This is a genomic window from Comamonas sp. CAH-2, from assembly GCF_009668305.1.
GTDB classification, from domain to species: Bacteria; Pseudomonadota; Gammaproteobacteria; order Burkholderiales; family Burkholderiaceae_C; genus Comamonas; species Comamonas aquatica.
The window spans coordinates 1-16538 of record NZ_VSWF01000032.1; the positions used below are offsets into that span (position 1 = coordinate 1).

Consider the following 16538-nt stretch of genomic DNA (forward strand, 5'->3'; position numbering starts at 1 on the left):
ACCGCCGAAGTGCTTGGACAGCACGGTGGCGATAGCAGCAGTCAGGGTGGTCTTACCGTGGTCAACGTGGCCAATGGTGCCCACGTTCACGTGGGGCTTGGTACGTTCGAATTTTTCCTTTGCCATTGCAAATTCTCCGAATAAAAGAGCAAACCTGTGTGGGGTTTTAAGGTCTGCATCGCATTGCTGATTCACTTCGCACAGGGAACAAAGTGGCACGCGATCGCAGACCGGCAATCTGTGTTGAAAGCGCCACGAGGGCGCTTTCAACCAATCCGTCGATTATGACCGATTTGCTAATTACTTAGCGCGGGCAGCCACGATGGCTTCGGCCACGTTACGAGGAGCTTCAGCGTAGTGCTTGAATTCCATCGTGTAAGTCGCACGACCTTGTGTCTGCGAACGCAGCGAGGTGGCGTAGCCGAACATTTCGGACAGAGGCACTTCGGCCTTGATGGCCTTGCCGCCACCGACCATGTCGTCCATGCCCTGCACCATGCCGCGACGCGAAGACAAGTCACCCATCACGGTACCGGCGTAGTCTTCAGGCGTTTCCACTTCCACAGCCATCATGGGTTCCAGGATGACAGGGCTGGCCTTCTTGGCGGCTTCCTTGAAACCGAAGATGGCAGCCATCTTGAACGCCTGTTCTGACGAGTCCACATCGTGGTACGAACCGAAGGTCAGCGTGACCTTCACGTCCACCACGGGGTAGCCAGCCAGCACGCCGGAAGTCAGGGCTTCGATCACGCCCTTTTCCACGGCAGGGATGTATTCGCGAGGCACCACACCGCCCTTGATGGCGTCGACGAACTCGAAGCCCTTGCCGGCTTCTTGGGGCTCGACCGTGAACACCACGTGACCGTACTGACCCTTACCACCGGACTGACGCACGAACTTGCCGTCCACGTCCACCACCTTCTGGCGAATGGTTTCGCGGTAGGCCACTTGGGGCTTGCCCACGTTGGCTTCCACGTTGAATTCGCGCTTCATGCGGTCCACGATGATTTCCAGGTGCAGTTCGCCCATACCGGCGATGATGGTCTGACCGGATTCTTCGTCGGTACGCACGCGGAAGGATGGATCTTCTGCAGCCAGGCGCGACAGGGCGATACCCATCTTTTCCTGGTCGGCCTTGGACTTGGGCTCCACAGCCTGCGCAATCACGGGCTCGGGGAACACCATGCGCTCCAGCACGATGGGAGCGTCTTGCGAGCACAGGGTTTCGCCGGTGGTCACGTCCTTCAGGCCCACGCAGGCAGCGATGTCGCCGGCACGGATTTCTTCCACTTCCACGCGGTCGTTGGCCATCATCTGCACGATACGGCCGATACGCTCCTTCTTACCCTTCACAGAGTTCAGAACGGATTCGCCCTTGGTCAGAACGCCCGAGTACACGCGCACGAAAGTCAGCTGCCCCACGAACGGGTCGGTCATCAGCTTGAACGCCAGCGCCGAGAACTTCTCTTCGTCATCGGCCTTGCGCGACAGCTTGGTTTCTTCGTTGTCGGGATCGGTGCCTTCCACGTCAGGAATGTCGATGGGCGAAGGCAGGTAGTCGATCACGGCGTCGAGCATGCGCTGCACGCCCTTGTTCTTGAACGCAGTACCGCACAGCATGGGCTGAATTTCCACAGCCAGGGTACGGGCACGCAGGCCGGCCTTGATCTCTTCTTCCGACAGCGTACCTTCTTCCAGGTACTTGTTCATCAGGTCTTCGCTGGCTTCGGCAGCCGCTTCGATCATGTTTTCGCGCCACTTTTCGGCAGTTTCCTGCACGTCAGCGGGGATCTCGGCGTAGTCGAACTTCATGCCCTGGGACGCTTCGTCCCAGATGATGGCCTTCATCTTCAGCAGGTCCACAACACCCTTGAAGTTGTCTTCGGCACCGATTGGCACCACGACAGGCACGGGGTTGCCCTTCAGACGGGTCTTGATCTGGTCCACGACCTTGAAGAAGTTGGCACCGGTACGGTCCATCTTGTTCACGAAGGCCAGACGAGGCACCTTGTACTTGTTAGCCTGACGCCACACAGTTTCCGACTGGGGCTGCACGCCGCCCACAGCGCAGTACACCATGCAAGCGCCGTCCAGCACGCGCATGGAACGCTCCACTTCGATCGTGAAGTCCACGTGGCCGGGGGTGTCGATGATGTTGAAACGGTGCTCGGGGTAGGACAGGTCCATACCCTTCCAGAAGCAGGTCACGGCAGCGGAGGTGATGGTGATGCCGCGCTCTTGCTCTTGCTCCATCCAGTCCGTGGTCGCAGCGCCGTCGTGCACTTCACCCAGCTTGTGGGTCACGCCTGTGTAAAACAGGATACGTTCAGTGGTAGTGGTCTTACCTGCGTCAATGTGGGCCGAGATACCGATGTTGCGATAACGGCCAATGGGGGTCTTGCGAGCCATGATTGATCCTTGATTGATCGTATGGGAGAGAGTCTGCGATCACCCTGCCTTGTGCGCCGGGGCCAGCAGTTCTATATGGGGGTGCCTTGAATCGAGACAAGGCCGCCGGCAAAAATTGCGAGCGGCCCGTCTGATTCAATCTGCGATTCGCAGATTAGAAGCGGAAGTGGCTGAATGCCTTGTTGGCTTCGGCCATGCGGTGCACTTCGTCACGCTTCTTCATGGCGCCGCCACGACCTTCGGTCGCTTCCAGCAGTTCGTTGGCCAGGCGCTGGGCCATGGACTTCTCACCACGCTTGCGGGCGGCTTCCTTGATCCAGCGCATGGACAGAGCCAGACGACGAACGGGACGCACTTCAACGGGCACCTGGTAGTTGGCACCACCCACGCGGCGGGACTTCACTTCCACCATGGGCTTCACGTTGTTGATGGCAGTGACGAACACTTCCAGAGCTTCCTTTTCAGGCTGCTTCTTGGCGATCAGATCCAGGGCACCGTAGATGATGCGCTCTGCAACCGCCTTCTTGCCGCCTTCCATGATCACGTTCATGAATTTGGACAGCTCGACATTGCCGAACTTAGGATCCGGCAGGATTTCACGTTTGGGGACTTCGCGACGACGTGGCATTTTTTACCTCTATCTTTGCTTCAGTTGGTGTCTTTTCAGGCACCGCGAGAGCCATTTAACAAAACTCTCACTTACTCGACCCACGCAAGACATTTGCGCTTTGGGCCACTACGTTTGACCGCGCCAGTCAGGCGAATCAAACACCGATTGTTTTCAAGCCAGGGCTGATTACTTGGCCTTAGGCTTCTTAGCGCCGTACTTGGAACGAGCTTGCTTACGGTCCTTGACGCCTTGCAGGTCGAGGGAACCGCGCACGATGTGGTAACGCACACCAGGCAAGTCCTTCACACGGCCGCCGCGCACCAGCACCACACTGTGCTCTTGCAGGTTGTGGCCTTCACCGCCGATGTACGAGATCACCTCGAAACCATTGGTCAGACGCACCTTGGCCACCTTACGCAAAGCCGAGTTAGGCTTCTTGGGCGTGGTGGTGTACACACGGGTGCACACGCCACGGCGTTGGGGGCAGTTTTCCATAGCAGGGCTCTTGGATTTGATAACTTCGACCGTGCGGCCCTGACGCACGAGTTGGTTAATGGTTGGCATATATACGTCCCTAAACGTAAAAAACGAAAACGTGAAACCCTTCGGAAATTCCGAAAAGCCCTCGAATGTACCAGTTTGGCAAACCCGGGGCAAGTCGCACGTGATTAACGGCAGCACCCCCAGGAGCCCAGAGGTGCTGCCGTCGGCCTGGAGCCGTTACCGGATCCAGAGACGGATCGAGTCCCACAGGCGCCGGAAGAAGCCACCTTCATTCACGGCCTCCAGGGCCAGCACCGGCAGCTCGGCCGCCACCTGGTCGCCGACCAGCACCTTCAAGGTACCTACCTGCTGGCCCTTGGTGATCGGCGCCATCAGCGGATCGGTGCGCACCAGCTGGGTGGTCACCTTGCCGGCGCTGCCCGAAGGCACGGTCACCACGGTCGCGGCTTCGCGGCCCACCTTGATGGTGCCTTGCGAGCCCTTCCAGATCTGCGCTTCTTCCATGGGCTGGCCGGCATCGAACAGCTTGACGGCGTCATAGGCGGTGTAGCCCCAGTTCAGCAGCTTCTGGCTTTCGTTGGCCCGCGCGTTGTCGCTGGCCGCGCCCAGCAAAATGGAGAGCAGTCGACGCCCGCCCACATTGGGGATTTCGCGGTTGGCGGTCGACACCAGGCAGTAGCCCGCGGCATTGGTGTGGCCGGTCTTGAGGCCGTCCACCGAGGGGTCGCGGAACAGCAGGGTGTTGCGGTTGCGGCTGTTGGCGGCCGGCGTGCCCTGGTAACGGTATTCCTTGATGGAGTAGTAGTGGGTGTACTCGGGGAAGTCGCGCATCAGGCGCATGGCCAGGATGGACAGGTCGCGCGCCGTGGTGTAGTGCCCGGCCTCGGTCAGGCCCTCGGGGTTCTTGTAGCTGGTGCCGGTCATACCCAGCGCCTTGGCCTGCTCGTTCATCAGGCGCACGAAGTTGTCCTTGGTACCGCCCACGCCTTCGGCCAGCGCCATGGTGGCGTCATTGCCGGACTGCACGATCATGCCCTTGAGCAGGTCTTCCACCGCCACCTGCATCTTGGGGTCGATGAACATCCGCGAGCCAGGCATCTTCCAGGCCAGCTCGCTGACGGGCAGGCGCTGCTCCAGCGTGATCTTCTTGGCACGCAGGGCATCGAACACCAGGTAGGCCGTCATCAGCTTGGTCAGCGAAGCGGGCTCCACCTGGGCGTCCACATCCTTGGAGGCCAGCACCTGGTTGGCGGTCACATCCACCAGCATGTAGGTGTGCGCGGCAATTTCAGGGGGCTGCAGCGGGGCGATTTGGGCGCTGGCCCACAGGGGCGCCAGCGCCGCGGTCAGGGCCAGCGTGCGCAAGGAGGAGAAAACAGGCTTCATGAACAACTCGGTTTATCAAAGAATCAACAAGGGGCTAGCGGTCACGTTGGCACGTGACCGGCGCTCAGGTGGCGGACCACCAGCCCTTTGAGCAACGGCAATTGTCCGTGGAAGAAATGACCTCCATCGGGCACAACTGTTACAGGCAGTATCTGCGGGCGCGCCCAGTCCATCACGGACTGCAGCGGCACGGTGTCGTCCTTTTCGCCATGCAGCACCAGGGTGCGCGCGTGCGCCGCCGGTGGCAGGGTGGCGGGTTCGAAGCGGCTGGCCGCCGTGCCCACCAGCACCACCTGCTCGACGCGGCCCTCGTCCCACAGGGCGGCCACGGCATGCGTGGTGACGAAGGCCCCGAACGAGAAGCCGGCCAGCGCCAGCGGGCCCTGGGGGGCCACCTGGCGCACCACCTCCACCAGGTCCTGGGCTTCGCCGCGCCCGGCGTCGTGCACGCCAGCGCTGGCGCCCACGCCGCGGAAGTTGAAGCGGATAGTCTCCCAACCGCTTTGCACGAAGGCACGCGCCAGGGTCTGCACCACCTTGTTGTCCATGGTGCCGCCATACAGCGGGTGCGGGTGGGCAATCACCGCCACGCCCCGGGGGGTGCCCACCGGGCGGTCGCGCAGGGCTTCGATGGCGCCTGCGGCGCCGGTCAGGGTGAATCGTTCGGTTTGGGCGTTCACAGCAAACTACCTAATTCATAGCTGCCTGCGCTTGTCAGATCAGCGCAAACTGCCAAAAACACTTGCAATGCGGCGTCTGAGTCGGTTTCAGCGGCCAAGTTCCGGCGGCACCAGCAAACGCTCCACCACCTGGCCATGCTTGAGGTGCGACTCGACGATTTCGTCGATGTCGGCCGTGTCCACGAAGGTGTACCAGGTGCCTTCGGGATAGACCACGGCCACGGGGCCGGCGGCGCAGCGGTCCAGGCAGCCGGCCTTGTTCACCCGCACCTGGCCCTTGCCGGCCAGGCCGGCGTCCTTCACCGCCCGCTTGCAGTGGTCAAAGCCTTCCTTGGCGCCGTGCAGGTGGCAGCAGTCTTCACCGTTGGGGCGCTCGTTGAGGCAGAAAAAAATGTGGCGGCTGTAGTAGCCGGGGGCAGTGTTGTCGCTCATGGTGCTGTGCATTCTAGGAGTCACCCTGGCGCTGGGACAGGCGCAAGGCCACATACGCGAGCACGGCATAGGGCCAGAGCCAGCCCAGCCACTGACCCAGCCCGTAAAAGCGCATGAACCGACCCTGCTCCCAGGACTGCAGGGTGTCGGCGAAATACGGGTTCAGCGGCGCCTGGTTGAGCCAGTTCAGCTGCCACATCAGTACCAGCAGCAACAGCACCGCGCACCAGCGGCGCCCGATGGGCAGCAGGCAGACGGCAAACAGCGCCGCCGCCACCATGCCGGCCTGGGTCGGCAGGGTCAGCCAGGCCCAGACATGCACCGGCCCATAGGCCATGGCCGAGGACAGCGCCGTCGCCGCCACGCCGGCCACCCCGGTCAGCAGCGCGAACACCGCACGCCGGCCGCGGTGGACGATCAGCAGGTAGCCCAGCAGGCAAGGCGCCAGCAGGCCCAGCATGACGCACAGCATTTCGGCACTGGGCATCAGCGGCACCAGCGGGGCCTCGCGCAACGGCAGCCAGTCCATGAAGGGCGTACCTTCCAGCCATTCGTCCAGCGTGGTATCCAGGCGCTCCAGCACCTGCCCCAGGCCGAAGGGCAGCGCCGGCGGGAACAGCAGGGCCAGCGGCCACAGGCCGATCAGCACCAGGCCACCATGCGGCTGGTGGCCGAACCAGCGCTCGCGGAACACGCTCCAGCGCTCCAGCAGGCCCAGCCACTCCAGGCCCGCCGCCAGCACCGCGCCCACCAGGGCGCCTGCGGCGTTGAGCACGAAGTCCATGTTGGACGGCACGCGCCGCGGCAGGTAGATCTGCAGGAACTCCATGCTCAGCGACAGCACGGCCCCGCACAGCGCCGCCCACAGGATGGCCCAGGCGCGCATGCCGCTGCGCACGCCGCCCAGCGCCAGCAGAAAACCCAGGGGCACATAGCCGATGATGTTGGTGTTGACGTCGAACCACGTCCAGTACGGCGGCGGCAGCGGCGCCGTGGCGAACACCCAGGGAGAGATGCCCTGCACCCGCCAGCCTTCGAACGGGAACAGGCTGGCGAACACAATCAGCAGGGTGTACAGCAGGGCCAGCGGCCATGCCGAGGTTTTGAACACAAACAGCCCCTTTCCAGCCCGGGCTCAGACGGTTGCGAGAATTAGAACGGCTTGACCACCGCGAGGACCACGATGCCCATCAACAGGAACACGGGCAGCTCGTTGTACCAGCGGAACCAGCGGTGGCTGCGCGGGCAGGTCTCGGCCATCAGCTGGCGCAGCAGGCGGCCGCAGCTGTAGTGGTAGGCCAGCACCAGCGCCACCAGCGCCAGCTTGGCATGCACCCAGCCGCCCGACTGCCAGAAGCCATAGCCGAACAGCAGCCACAGGCCCAGGCCCACGGCGGGCACCGCCAGCAGGGTGGTGAAACGCAGCAGCCGCTGGGACATGCCGATCAGGCGCTCGCGCTCGGCCACCGAGCCGGGCGGCACCATGGCCAGGTTCACAAAGATGCGCGGCAGATAGAACAAACCCGCAAACCAGCTGGTCACGAAGACGATATGAAAAGCTTTGACCCACAACATGGGCACAGTGTAAGCCCGCCCCTGGCCTGGGCTGGCGCACAAAAAAAGGCCCGGCATGCAGCCGGGCCGAGAAATTCCTCTGGAAGAGGCCTGCTCAGGGAGGTGAAGCAGGGAAAGCAGCAAGCCGCTTTCGAGGCGAAATCTAGCACCCCGCCGCCCCCGGCACACGGGGACTATCCCCAAGGCATGCCCCAGCGGCGCCCTGCGCAATCCCTCGCCAGCGCCGACCGACAGGCGCACAATGCGCGGCATGCATCTGTCGAACCCTACCCCTTTCCCGCAAAGCCGTCCGCGCCGCCTGCGCCGCGACGCCTTCACCCGTAACCTGGTGCGCGAAAACCGCCTGACAGCCCATGACTTCATCTACCCGGTGTTCGTGCACGAGGGCACGCAGCTGCGCCAGGCCGTGCCGTCCATGCCCGGCGTGGACCGCCTGAGCCTGGACCTGCTGCTGCCCGTGGCCGAGGAGTGCGTGAAGCTGGAGATCCCCTACCTGGCGCTGTTCCCCGCCATCGATGCCAGCCTCAAGACCCCCGACGGCAAGGAGGCCCTGAACCCCGACGGCCTGATCCCCCGCGTGGTGCGCGCGCTGAAACAGGAATTCCCCCAGTTGGGCGTGATGACCGACGTGGCCCTGGACCCCTACACCAGCCACGGCCAGGACGGCATTCTCGACGAGAGCGGCTACATCCTCAACGATGAGACCGTGGAAGTGCTGGTCGGCCAGGCCCTGGCCCATGCCGAAGCCGGCGTGGACATGGTCGCCCCCAGCGACATGATGGACGGACGCATTGGCGCCATCCGCGAGGCGCTGGAGCTGCAAGGCCACATCCACACCCGCATCATGGCCTACAGCGCCAAGTACGCCAGCGCGTTCTACGGCCCCTTCCGCGACGCCGTGGGCACGCGCGGCGCCCTGGGCAAGGCCGACAAAAACGTCTACCAGATGGACCCCGCCAACTCCGACGAAGCCCTGCGCGAAGTGGCGCTGGACATCGCCGAAGGCGCGGACATGGTCATGGTCAAGCCCGGCCTGCCGTACCTGGACATCGTGCGCCGCGTCAAGGACGAGTTCGGCGTGCCCACCTTCGCCTACCAGGTCAGCGGCGAGTACGCCATGCTCAAGGCCGCGGCCGCCAACGGCTGGCTGGACCACGACGCCGTGATGATGGAAAGCCTGCTGGCCTTCAAGCGCGCCGGGGCCGATGGCATCCTGACCTACTTCGCCATCGACGCCGCCAAGCGGCTGCGCGGCCTGTAAGCGGCCCCTCGCCCGTGTCTGCGTGCGCGCAGACACGGTTTGGATCGCTGCCAGCGCCTGTACAGTCTGCGTTTTGCGGCCATTTGACCTTGTAGCTATGCGACTGCTGCTGATCCAGCCTGCCACCAAGCAGGTGCTCGACCTGGGCACCTGGCCTGCGTCCGACGCCCCCCTGCCCGCGCCCGAGGCCGGCAGCTTCTACTGGCTGTCGTGCGAGCGCACCGAGTTCGAGACCCAGATCGCGGCCGTGCAGCGCCTGCTGCTGCAGCTGTGCGGCACACCCCTGGTGGACCTGCACATCTCCGACCTGCTGAACGCCCAGATCCCGTCCACCTTCGACTACACCTCGGACTACGACGTGATGCTGTTCCGGCGCCTGGACCTGCCGCCGCCACCCGCAACCGGCAGCGCAGACGCCGGCGCCCGCCCTGCCAGCGCCCCACTGCTGAAGAACCTGGACACCGCCCCCGTCGGCTTTGCCGTGTTCGACCAGCTGCTGTTCAGCGTCCACCCCGGCGAATGCCCGGTGCGCTCCCACCATGTGCAGCGCCTGCTGGCCCCGGGCACCACGCCGGAAAAGCGCGCCGGCAGCCGCCTGCCCGCCAGCAGCGCCGACCTGATGCTGCGCCAGCTGGACCTGATGGTGGACGGTTTCCTCAGCCTGCGCCGCGACATGGCCAAACAGATGGACCAGTGGCAGATGGCCCTGCTCAACCCCAACTCGCGCTTCCACGACTGGGGCAAGGTGCTGCAGGCGCAGCTGGGCCTGCACCAGCTCAACGAAATCTGCGAAGACCAGCGCGCCGCCGTGCAGGACTGGATCGACATGCTGGAGAGCTGGCCCGAGGAAAGCGAGACGGCCGAGCGCCGCGCACGCGAGCTGCTGCGCGTGCGCTCGCGCGACGTGCTGGAGCACATCGAGCGCGTCAGCCACCACGTGCACCGCATGGAGCTGAGCGCCGAGGCCGCAGTGCAGATGCACTTCTCGGCCCAGAGCAACCGCGCCAACGACATCATGCGCACGCTGACTACGCTGACCGCCATCTTCCTGCCGCTGAACCTGATCGCCGCCGTGTTCGGCATGAACTTCGACGTGCTGCCCCTGGTGCACAAGGAAGACGGTTTCTGGTGGGCCATGGGCGCCATGGCCGGCATCGGCCTGGCCCTGCTGGTGTTCTTCCTGCGCCGCCGCTACATCGAGCGCGACACCCTGATGGGCGAGAACACCTGAAAAACTGCGAGCAACCCGCGCTCACCCTCGCTGGGTTTGCGAGTCAAAACACGCCAAAACCCAAGCATGGCGCGCGCCAACCGCTCTTCTTTTGCATCAGACCCGCATCAGGCCCGCGCCAAGTGCTGGTCGAAGAAAGCCAGCGTGCGGTCCTTGGCCTGGATGGCGCTGGTCTCGTCGTAGCTGCCGCGTTGGTCGCAGTTGAAGCCATGGTCGGCGTCGTACACATGCACCTGCACCACGGGGTGCACCCGGCTGAAGGCCTGCACGCCGTCCAGCGCAATGTGCGCATCGCGCGCGCCAAAGTGGGCCAGCACCGGCACGCGCGGCGTGCGCGCCACCTCCGGCGACACGGTCATGCCCCCGCCGTAGTAGCACACGGCGGCCGACAGCTCGCTCACCCGCTCGGCCGCGCGCCAGGCCAGCAGCCCGCCCCAGCAAAAGCCCACCATGCCCACGCCGGCCACGCCGTCCTGCTGCAAGGCCCATTGCGCCGCGGCGCGGATGTCCTGCAGCACGCCCTCGCCCGGCAGGGCCTCGGCCGCGGCCTTCAAGGCCTTGCCGCGTGCCATGCCCTCGGCGTCATAGCCCAGTTGCACATCGAACTCCAGGCGCGTGAACAGCGCCGGGGCGATCGCCACGAAACCGCGTGCGGCCAGGCGGTCGGTCACGGCGCGGATGTGGCTGTTGACGCCGAAAATCTCCTGCGCCACCACCACGGCCCCGCGCACCGGGCCCTCGGGCCGGGCCACCCAGGCCGGCACCGCCGTGCCGTCGGCGGCGGTCAGTGAAATAAAGCTGCCCATGGATCGCATCTCCTTGTTATCGTTGGGCGGCCTGCCGTGTCCCTGCCGGCCGCAACACTGGCAACTTTAAGCAATCTGCGTTCCACTTAGGACCTGTCCACCCTTCCCCGCACTGCCCGCCCATGGATCTGAAACCGCTGATCACCCTGGTTGCCATCGTCAATCCGCTGGCCATCGTGCCGTTTTTCATCCACTACACGCAAGGCTTCGATGCTGCGCAGCGTGCCCAGACCATCCGCACGGCGTCGTTCAGCGCCTTCGTGGTGATCGCCGCCTGCGCGCTGATCGGCCTGCAGGTGCTGGATTTCTTCAACATCTCGCTGCAGAGCTTCCAGGTCGGCGGCGGCCTGCTGCTGCTGATCAGCGCGATGAACATGCTCAACGCGCGCCCGGCCGAAGACCGGCGCCACGAGGACACGCTGGAAGCGGGGGTCGAGAAGGCCGCCATGGGCAACAGCATCGCCGTGGTGCCGCTGACGATCCCGCTGCTCACCGGGCCAGCCGCCATGTCAACCGTGGTGATCTACGCCGACCAGGCGGCCACTTTCTGGCAGCACCTGGCCCTGGTGGGCTATGGGGTGGTGGTGGCGGCCGCGGTGTGGGCCAGCTTTTCCATGGCCGAACCGATTGCCCGCGTGCTGGGCAAGACCGGCATCAACGTGATGACGCGGCTGATGGGCCTGATCCTGGCCGCCCTGGCCGTGGAAGTGATGGCCGGTGGCCTGATGAAAATTTTCCCTGCGCTGGCGGGCTGACAGCGCGTGCCGGCCGGCACAGGGGCGGCACTCAGACCGCCGACTGTGCCACCTTGTCGGCCTGGGCGCCGTGCTGGGCGTGGTCGTCCGGGGTGGAGCAGGCCCCGCCGCAGCCGCTGATGGGCTGCGCCGGCAGGGCATCGCTGTGCAGCAGGGCGCCGCTGGCGGGGTCAAAGCCCACGCTCTGCATGTGCTGGGCCAGGGCCGCATCCATGGTCTGGGCGTGGTAGCTGAACCAGGAGGCCAGCTCCGGCGTCATGCCGCGGATCATGCTGTAGTCCCCCTCGTCCCCGCGCTTGCCACCTTCTCGCATGATGTCCAGCACCACCTTGTGCTGCGTGGCGTGGCAGTTGCCCGTGGCAAAGCCGGTGGCCAGCATCCAGCGGTCTTCCTGTCCGAAGTGCTCCTCGGTGTGTGCCACCAGCGCCTGCCACACCGGCATCAGGGCCTCGTCCGGCGTGGCTTCCACCTGCGCCATCAGGTCCACGAACTCCTTGTGCGTTTCGTCCATGACTGGAACGTTCAACTCCAGGGCCGTGCTCCATTCCAATGTCGCCATAGCGCCCTCCTTCGTCCAAACTGTGCAAAGCCGAAAGCTTACGAAGCCTATCTCGTAGGGGTTTGAGACAGGTCAAAGCCCGGCCGGCACAGGACCACGGCCTACAGGCGCCGCCGGGCCAGACGGCAAAAAGCCCCGCATGCGGGGCTGGGGCTGACACAGGGTGGGTGCGCGCCTGCGGGCGGAATTGCGACCGGAAGCGGCGCCCCCTGCGGGCGACTATGGATCAGCGGTCAAAACGGAAGTCGGGGTGGCGCTTGTGCCATTCGGCCAGCTGCTTTTCCGCCTCTTCCTTGGCCAGGCCATGGCGCTCCTGCAGCTTGCCCAGGAACTGGTCGCGCTTGCCGGCGATCACGTCCACATCGTCGTCGGTCAGCTTGCCCCACTGCTCGCGAATCTTGCCCTTGAATTGCTTCCAGTTTCCTTGGATACGGTCTTCATTCATGGAATTTTCCTCAGCGTGAAATCAACATTGACTGCACAGAGAATGCGCAAAAACCAACACATTCACATTCCTGCAGCGCGAAAACTCACTTTAAGAAAAATTCATGGCGCAGCGTGTCGTCGATGCGGGACAGGGCCGGTCGGACCAGACCGACCCGGCGTGCCAGAGAGCGTTTAACGCTTGGACACGGTTTGCAGCCACTGGGTGAGGACGCCCCCCAGCACATCCACCCCCTGGGCCAGGGCCTGCACCCCGGCCGCGGCGTTCGGTGCCGACGCGGGCTGGCGCACCTCCAGCACCCGCTGGGCCAACAGCACATCGCCCTGCGGCGCGGGGTCCACCAGGGTGGCGCGCACGCGCACCCAGCCCACGCTGTCCTGGGCGGTGGTGAAGACGTGGCTGAACTCCTCCAGCGCCAGGCGCAACACGGGCACGCGCCGCCCCTGCACGCTGGGCAGGGCTTCGCCCGGGGCTGCCGACAGCACCACGCGCCCGCCCTGGGTCAGGTGTTCGCGCAAGCGCTGCTGCACCATCTGTGCGGGCGGCACGCTCCAGCGCGCCTGGGTGTAGGCGCGCAAGACCTGCGCATCCGCATACGCCAGGCGGTAATGCACCAGGGTGCTGCCATCGGCCAGCAAGGGCGCCTGCACGGGCCCCAGGGCCACGGCCGGCAAGGCCACGGCCGGCAGCGCCGCCAGCGCGGCCGGCGCCCCCAGGTCATAGCGGGTCACGGCCTGGGGCGGCCGCGGCAGGGTGCTGCAGCCCGCCAGCCAGACGACCGCCGCCGCCCAGAACCAGGCGCGGCGTGGAGTGATCAGTGCGCGCATATGCATCTTCCTTATTGGGCCGCAGGGGCCACAAAACCGGGCTCGCCGGGCCCGGGCTGTCCGGCATCCACCCCATACAGCAGGGACTGGGGGTTGTCGCCAATCCCCGCCGCGGCACTGCCCATGCGGCGTGCGGCCGAGGAGACGTCGCTGGCGGCCTGGCTGATGCTGGGCAGGGTGGCGCGGTCCAGGCGCTCGGCCGCCCGGGCCATGGCCTGCGAGCCTTCGGTGATCCGCGCCAGGGCGCCGTCCGGGCCTTGCACGGTCGTGGTCATGCGCCGCACCTCCTGCGCCAGCGCGCCGGCTTCCTGCCCGGCCTTTTCCATGGCCTGCAGGGCACGGCGTGCATCCTGGGTCATGCCGGGCAGCTCCTGCTGCAAGGTGGTGTGCATGGAACGGGTCACGCCGCTGACATTGCTGGCCGCATCCGAGAGGTTGAGCAGCAGGCTGCTGAAGCGCTCCTGGTTGTCATCGCCCAGCAGTTGGTTGATGCGCCGGGTGGCCTCGTCGACCTTGCTCAGGATGGTCATGCCCTGGTCGGCCAACACGCTCAGCGGCGAGGACTTCATCAACAGCCGCGGGATGCCGCCGGGGCCCTCGGGCAGGGCGGCCATGGGCTCGGTCACGTCGTCCAGCTGGATGTGCGCAATCCCGGTCACGCCCTGGTAGCCCAGCATGCCGAAGGTGGTGGTGGGCGAGACCGGGGCCTTGCTGTCGACCGCGATGCGGATCAGCACATTGCCCTGTTGGGCCTGGTCGAAGGTGATCTCGGTCACCTTGCCCACGGCCACGCCCTTGTAGCGCACCGTGGCCTGGTTCTGCAGGCCGCTGATGGTGTCACCGGTGGACATTTCGTACAAGGTGTAGTCGTGGCGGTCGCGCGTCAGCCACAGGGCCAGCGCCCCCAGTAGGACCAGCAGCGCCAGCACGAAGCTGCCGGCCGCCATGGCGTGTGATTTGTTTTCCATTGCTCAATGCCCTCCTTGCGGAGCGGGTGCCATGGCCCGGCGACCCCGCTCGCCCTGGAAGAAAGTGGTGATGAAGGGGTGCGGGAATTGCGCCACCTCCTGCGGTGTTCCGGTCACCAGCACGCGTTTCTCGGCCAGCACCGCCACGCGGCTGGACAAGGCGAACAGCGTGTCCAGGTCGTGCGTGACCATGACCACGGTCAGCCCCAGCTCGGCGCGCAGCTCGCGCAGCAGGGCACAGAACTCGTCGGAGCTGGTCGGATCCAGCCCGGCCGTCGGCTCGTCCAGCAGCAGCAGCGGCGGGTCCATGATCAGGGCGCGCGCCAAGGCCACCCGCTTGACCATACCACCGGACAGGTCGGCCGGCATGCGCGTGGCGTGCTCGGGCTGGAGGCCAACCATGCGCAGCTTGACCATGGCGGCCTCGTCAACCATGGCCGCGGGCAGCGTGCCCAGCTCGCGCAGGGCAAAGCCGATGTTCTCCAGCACGTTGAAGGCCGAGTACAGCGCCCCGTGCTGGAACAGCATGCCGACGCGGGCGGCCGCGCCTTCGGTGCACAGCTCGGCCGCCGGCCGGCCCAGCGTGGTCACCGTGCCGCGCCCCGGCTGCAGCAGCCCCAGGATCTGGCGCAGCAGCACCGTCTTGCCCGTACCCGAGCCACCGACGATGGAAAGCATGTCGCCCTGGTACACGGTCAGGTCCAGGTCCTGGTGCACGGCAAAGGCGTTGTCGCCCTCGCCGAACACGCTCCACAGCTTGTCGACCTGCACCATGGCGCGGGGCGTCTGCGGGTGGGGGGATGCGGCTGTGGTCATGGCTCAGAACCCCACATCTTTGAAAGCGATGGCGAACAGGGCGTCAACCACGATCACCATGGTGATGGACGACACCACCGAGGCCGTCGTGCCCGCGCCCAGGCTCTGGGTGTTGGGCTGCACGCGCAGCCCCCAGTGGCAGCCGATCAGCGCGATGAACACCCCGAACACCACCGACTTGGCCATGGCCAGCACCAGGTTGCCGATCTCCACCGCATCCGGCAGCGCCTGCAGGAAGTAGCCGGCCGAGATGCCCATGGTCATGTCGGCCGCCAGCATGCCACCCGCCAGCGCCGCCAGCGTGGTCCACAGGCTGATCAGCGGCATGGCCAGCGCCAGCGCCAGCGCGCGCGGCATCACCAGACGAAAGCCGTGGCGGATGCCCATGACCTGCATGGCGTCCAGCTCCTCGGTCACGCGCATCACGCCGATCTGCGCCGTGATGGCCGAACCCGAGCGGCCGGCCACCAGGATGGCGCCCAGCAGCGGCCCCAGCTCACGGATCAGCGAGATGCCCAGGATGTTCACGATGAAGGCCTCGGCGCCGAACTGGCGCAGCTGCAGCGCCATCAGGTAGGCCAGCACCACGCCGATCAGAAAGCCCACCAGGGCCGTGATCGGCAGCGCCGTGGCCCCCATGCTGTACAGATGGCCGGAAAAATCGCGCCAGGGCCCTTTGCGCGGATCGCGCAGCAGGCGGCCGATGTCCAGCACCAATTGCCCCACCAGCTCCACCAGGTGCTGGAAATGGTCCAGCGCGTGCAGCACCAGCAGGCCCAACTGGTTCACCCGGTCCATCATGCACAGCGGGGCCGGTGCCGGCGCGGGTGCCTGGCGCAGGGCGGCCACGCGCGCCAGCATGGTGCGCTGGGCATCGGTCAGGCGCACCCGCTGCGGCCAGGCGTACTGCCAGTGGCGCCACAGCAGCTGGGCGCCGATGTGGTCCAGCCATTGCAGTGCCTGCAGGTCCCAGCCCGTGGCGGCATCAGCCGGATGGCTGCGCAGGGCGCGCTGCAGCTGTTGCCACACCGGGCGCTGGCCCAGCTCCGCCGCGCCCCATCGCCCCTGCAACTGCACCCAGGCGCCTTCGGCGTCCTGGAGGGTCTGCAAACGGGGAAGGGTATCGGTCATGGCATGAAAAAAGTCGAAGCGCTGCCAGCTTACAAGCTTTGGCCCCGGCCGCGAACCACGGAACGCAAGCCAGCGGCCGGTGCATTTTGCAGTGCAACACCGAAATCGTCAGACCAAGACTACACGCTTTCCCTATCGACAGC

19 protein-coding genes are annotated in these 16538 nt (G+C 65.5%); 3 read left to right on the top strand and 16 right to left on the bottom strand.

Annotation, left to right across the window (positions count from 1 at the left end; all coding sequences use genetic code 11):
- The 9 genes from FYM52_RS14785 to FYM52_RS14825 all read right to left on the bottom strand — a co-directional run.
- Nucleotides 1-126 (bottom strand): GTP-binding protein (locus tag FYM52_RS14785; RefSeq protein WP_238826235.1); only part of this gene is annotated, 126 nt, incomplete at its 3' end.
- A gap of 174 nt (nucleotides 127-300) precedes the next feature.
- Nucleotides 301-2409 (bottom strand): elongation factor G, encoded by a 2109-nt coding sequence (gene fusA / locus FYM52_RS14790; RefSeq protein ID WP_042419053.1) that lies wholly within the window; start codon nucleotides 2407-2409, stop codon nucleotides 301-303.
- Nucleotides 2410-2563: 154 nt separating this feature from the next.
- Complete coding sequence (rpsG, locus tag FYM52_RS14795) at nucleotides 2564-3037, bottom strand: 30S ribosomal protein S7 (RefSeq protein WP_042419055.1); 474 nt, start codon at nucleotides 3035-3037, stop codon at nucleotides 2564-2566.
- 168 nt (nucleotides 3038-3205) lie between these two features.
- Nucleotides 3206-3583, bottom strand: a complete 378-nt coding sequence (gene rpsL / locus FYM52_RS14800; RefSeq protein ID WP_042419058.1) for a 30S ribosomal protein S12 — start codon at nucleotides 3581-3583, stop codon at nucleotides 3206-3208.
- 156 nt (nucleotides 3584-3739) lie between these two features.
- Nucleotides 3740-4909, bottom strand: a complete 1170-nt coding sequence (locus tag FYM52_RS14805; RefSeq protein WP_043385779.1) for a D-alanyl-D-alanine carboxypeptidase family protein — start codon at nucleotides 4907-4909, stop codon at nucleotides 3740-3742.
- A gap of 41 nt (nucleotides 4910-4950) precedes the next feature.
- The gene (locus FYM52_RS14810; RefSeq protein WP_045265666.1) at nucleotides 4951-5589 is read right to left on the bottom strand and encodes an alpha/beta hydrolase; all 639 of its coding nucleotides are present in this window, start codon (nucleotides 5587-5589) and stop codon (nucleotides 4951-4953) included.
- Between the two features lie 87 nt (nucleotides 5590-5676).
- Nucleotides 5677-6021 carry a ferredoxin gene (locus tag FYM52_RS14815; protein ID WP_042419133.1) on the bottom strand — a complete coding sequence of 115 codons (345 nt, stop codon included), beginning with the start codon at nucleotides 6019-6021 and terminating at the stop codon, nucleotides 5677-5679.
- 13 nt (nucleotides 6022-6034) lie between these two features.
- Nucleotides 6035-7132, bottom strand: coding sequence for a VanZ family protein (locus tag FYM52_RS14820; RefSeq protein ID WP_162524743.1), 1098 nt, complete (start codon nucleotides 7130-7132; stop codon nucleotides 6035-6037).
- Nucleotides 7133-7173: 41 nt separating this feature from the next.
- Nucleotides 7174-7596 (bottom strand): CopD family protein, encoded by a 423-nt coding sequence (locus FYM52_RS14825; RefSeq protein WP_154164657.1) that lies wholly within the window; start codon nucleotides 7594-7596, stop codon nucleotides 7174-7176.
- Nucleotides 7597-7846: 250 nt separating this feature from the next.
- Between FYM52_RS14825 and hemB the strand changes: the two genes are divergently transcribed.
- Both hemB and FYM52_RS14835 read left to right on the top strand, forming a co-directional pair.
- Nucleotides 7847-8857: a porphobilinogen synthase gene (gene hemB / locus FYM52_RS14830; RefSeq protein WP_154164658.1), complete on the top strand. Its 1011-nt coding sequence runs from the start codon at nucleotides 7847-7849 to the stop codon at nucleotides 8855-8857.
- 97 nt (nucleotides 8858-8954) lie between these two features.
- Complete coding sequence (locus tag FYM52_RS14835) at nucleotides 8955-10088, top strand: magnesium transporter CorA family protein (RefSeq protein WP_154164659.1); 1134 nt, start codon at nucleotides 8955-8957, stop codon at nucleotides 10086-10088.
- A 107-nt stretch (nucleotides 10089-10195) separates the two neighbouring features.
- On the opposite strand, the gene FYM52_RS14840 is transcribed toward FYM52_RS14835, so the two are convergent.
- Nucleotides 10196-10894 carry a dienelactone hydrolase family protein gene (locus FYM52_RS14840; protein WP_154164660.1) on the bottom strand — a complete coding sequence of 233 codons (699 nt, stop codon included), beginning with the start codon at nucleotides 10892-10894 and terminating at the stop codon, nucleotides 10196-10198.
- A gap of 122 nt (nucleotides 10895-11016) precedes the next feature.
- On the opposite strand from FYM52_RS14840, the gene FYM52_RS14845 reads away from it, so the two are divergent.
- Nucleotides 11017-11649 (top strand): MarC family protein, encoded by a 633-nt coding sequence (locus FYM52_RS14845; protein WP_042419072.1) that lies wholly within the window; start codon nucleotides 11017-11019, stop codon nucleotides 11647-11649.
- A 31-nt stretch (nucleotides 11650-11680) separates the two neighbouring features.
- Here the strand turns inward: FYM52_RS14845 and FYM52_RS14850 are convergent, their stop codons facing one another.
- The 6 genes from FYM52_RS14850 to FYM52_RS14875 form a co-directional block, all read right to left on the bottom strand.
- Nucleotides 11681-12208: a hemerythrin domain-containing protein gene (locus FYM52_RS14850; RefSeq protein WP_043385696.1), complete on the bottom strand. Its 528-nt coding sequence runs from the start codon at nucleotides 12206-12208 to the stop codon at nucleotides 11681-11683.
- 226 nt (nucleotides 12209-12434) lie between these two features.
- Nucleotides 12435-12653 (bottom strand): CsbD family protein, encoded by a 219-nt coding sequence (locus FYM52_RS14855; RefSeq protein ID WP_042419078.1) that lies wholly within the window; start codon nucleotides 12651-12653, stop codon nucleotides 12435-12437.
- Between the two features lie 173 nt (nucleotides 12654-12826).
- Complete coding sequence (locus tag FYM52_RS14860) at nucleotides 12827-13480, bottom strand: ABC-type transport auxiliary lipoprotein family protein (RefSeq protein ID WP_154164661.1); 654 nt, start codon at nucleotides 13478-13480, stop codon at nucleotides 12827-12829.
- An 11-nt stretch (nucleotides 13481-13491) separates the two neighbouring features.
- Nucleotides 13492-14448, bottom strand: coding sequence for an MlaD family protein (locus FYM52_RS14865; RefSeq protein ID WP_154164662.1), 957 nt, complete (start codon nucleotides 14446-14448; stop codon nucleotides 13492-13494).
- 3 nt (nucleotides 14449-14451) lie between these two features.
- Nucleotides 14452-15264, bottom strand: coding sequence for an ABC transporter ATP-binding protein (locus FYM52_RS14870; protein WP_154164663.1), 813 nt, complete (start codon nucleotides 15262-15264; stop codon nucleotides 14452-14454).
- Between the two features lie 3 nt (nucleotides 15265-15267).
- Nucleotides 15268-16395 carry an ABC transporter permease gene (locus tag FYM52_RS14875; protein ID WP_154164664.1) on the bottom strand — a complete coding sequence of 376 codons (1128 nt, stop codon included), beginning with the start codon at nucleotides 16393-16395 and terminating at the stop codon, nucleotides 15268-15270.
- Nucleotides 16396-16538 lie beyond the last annotated feature (143 nt).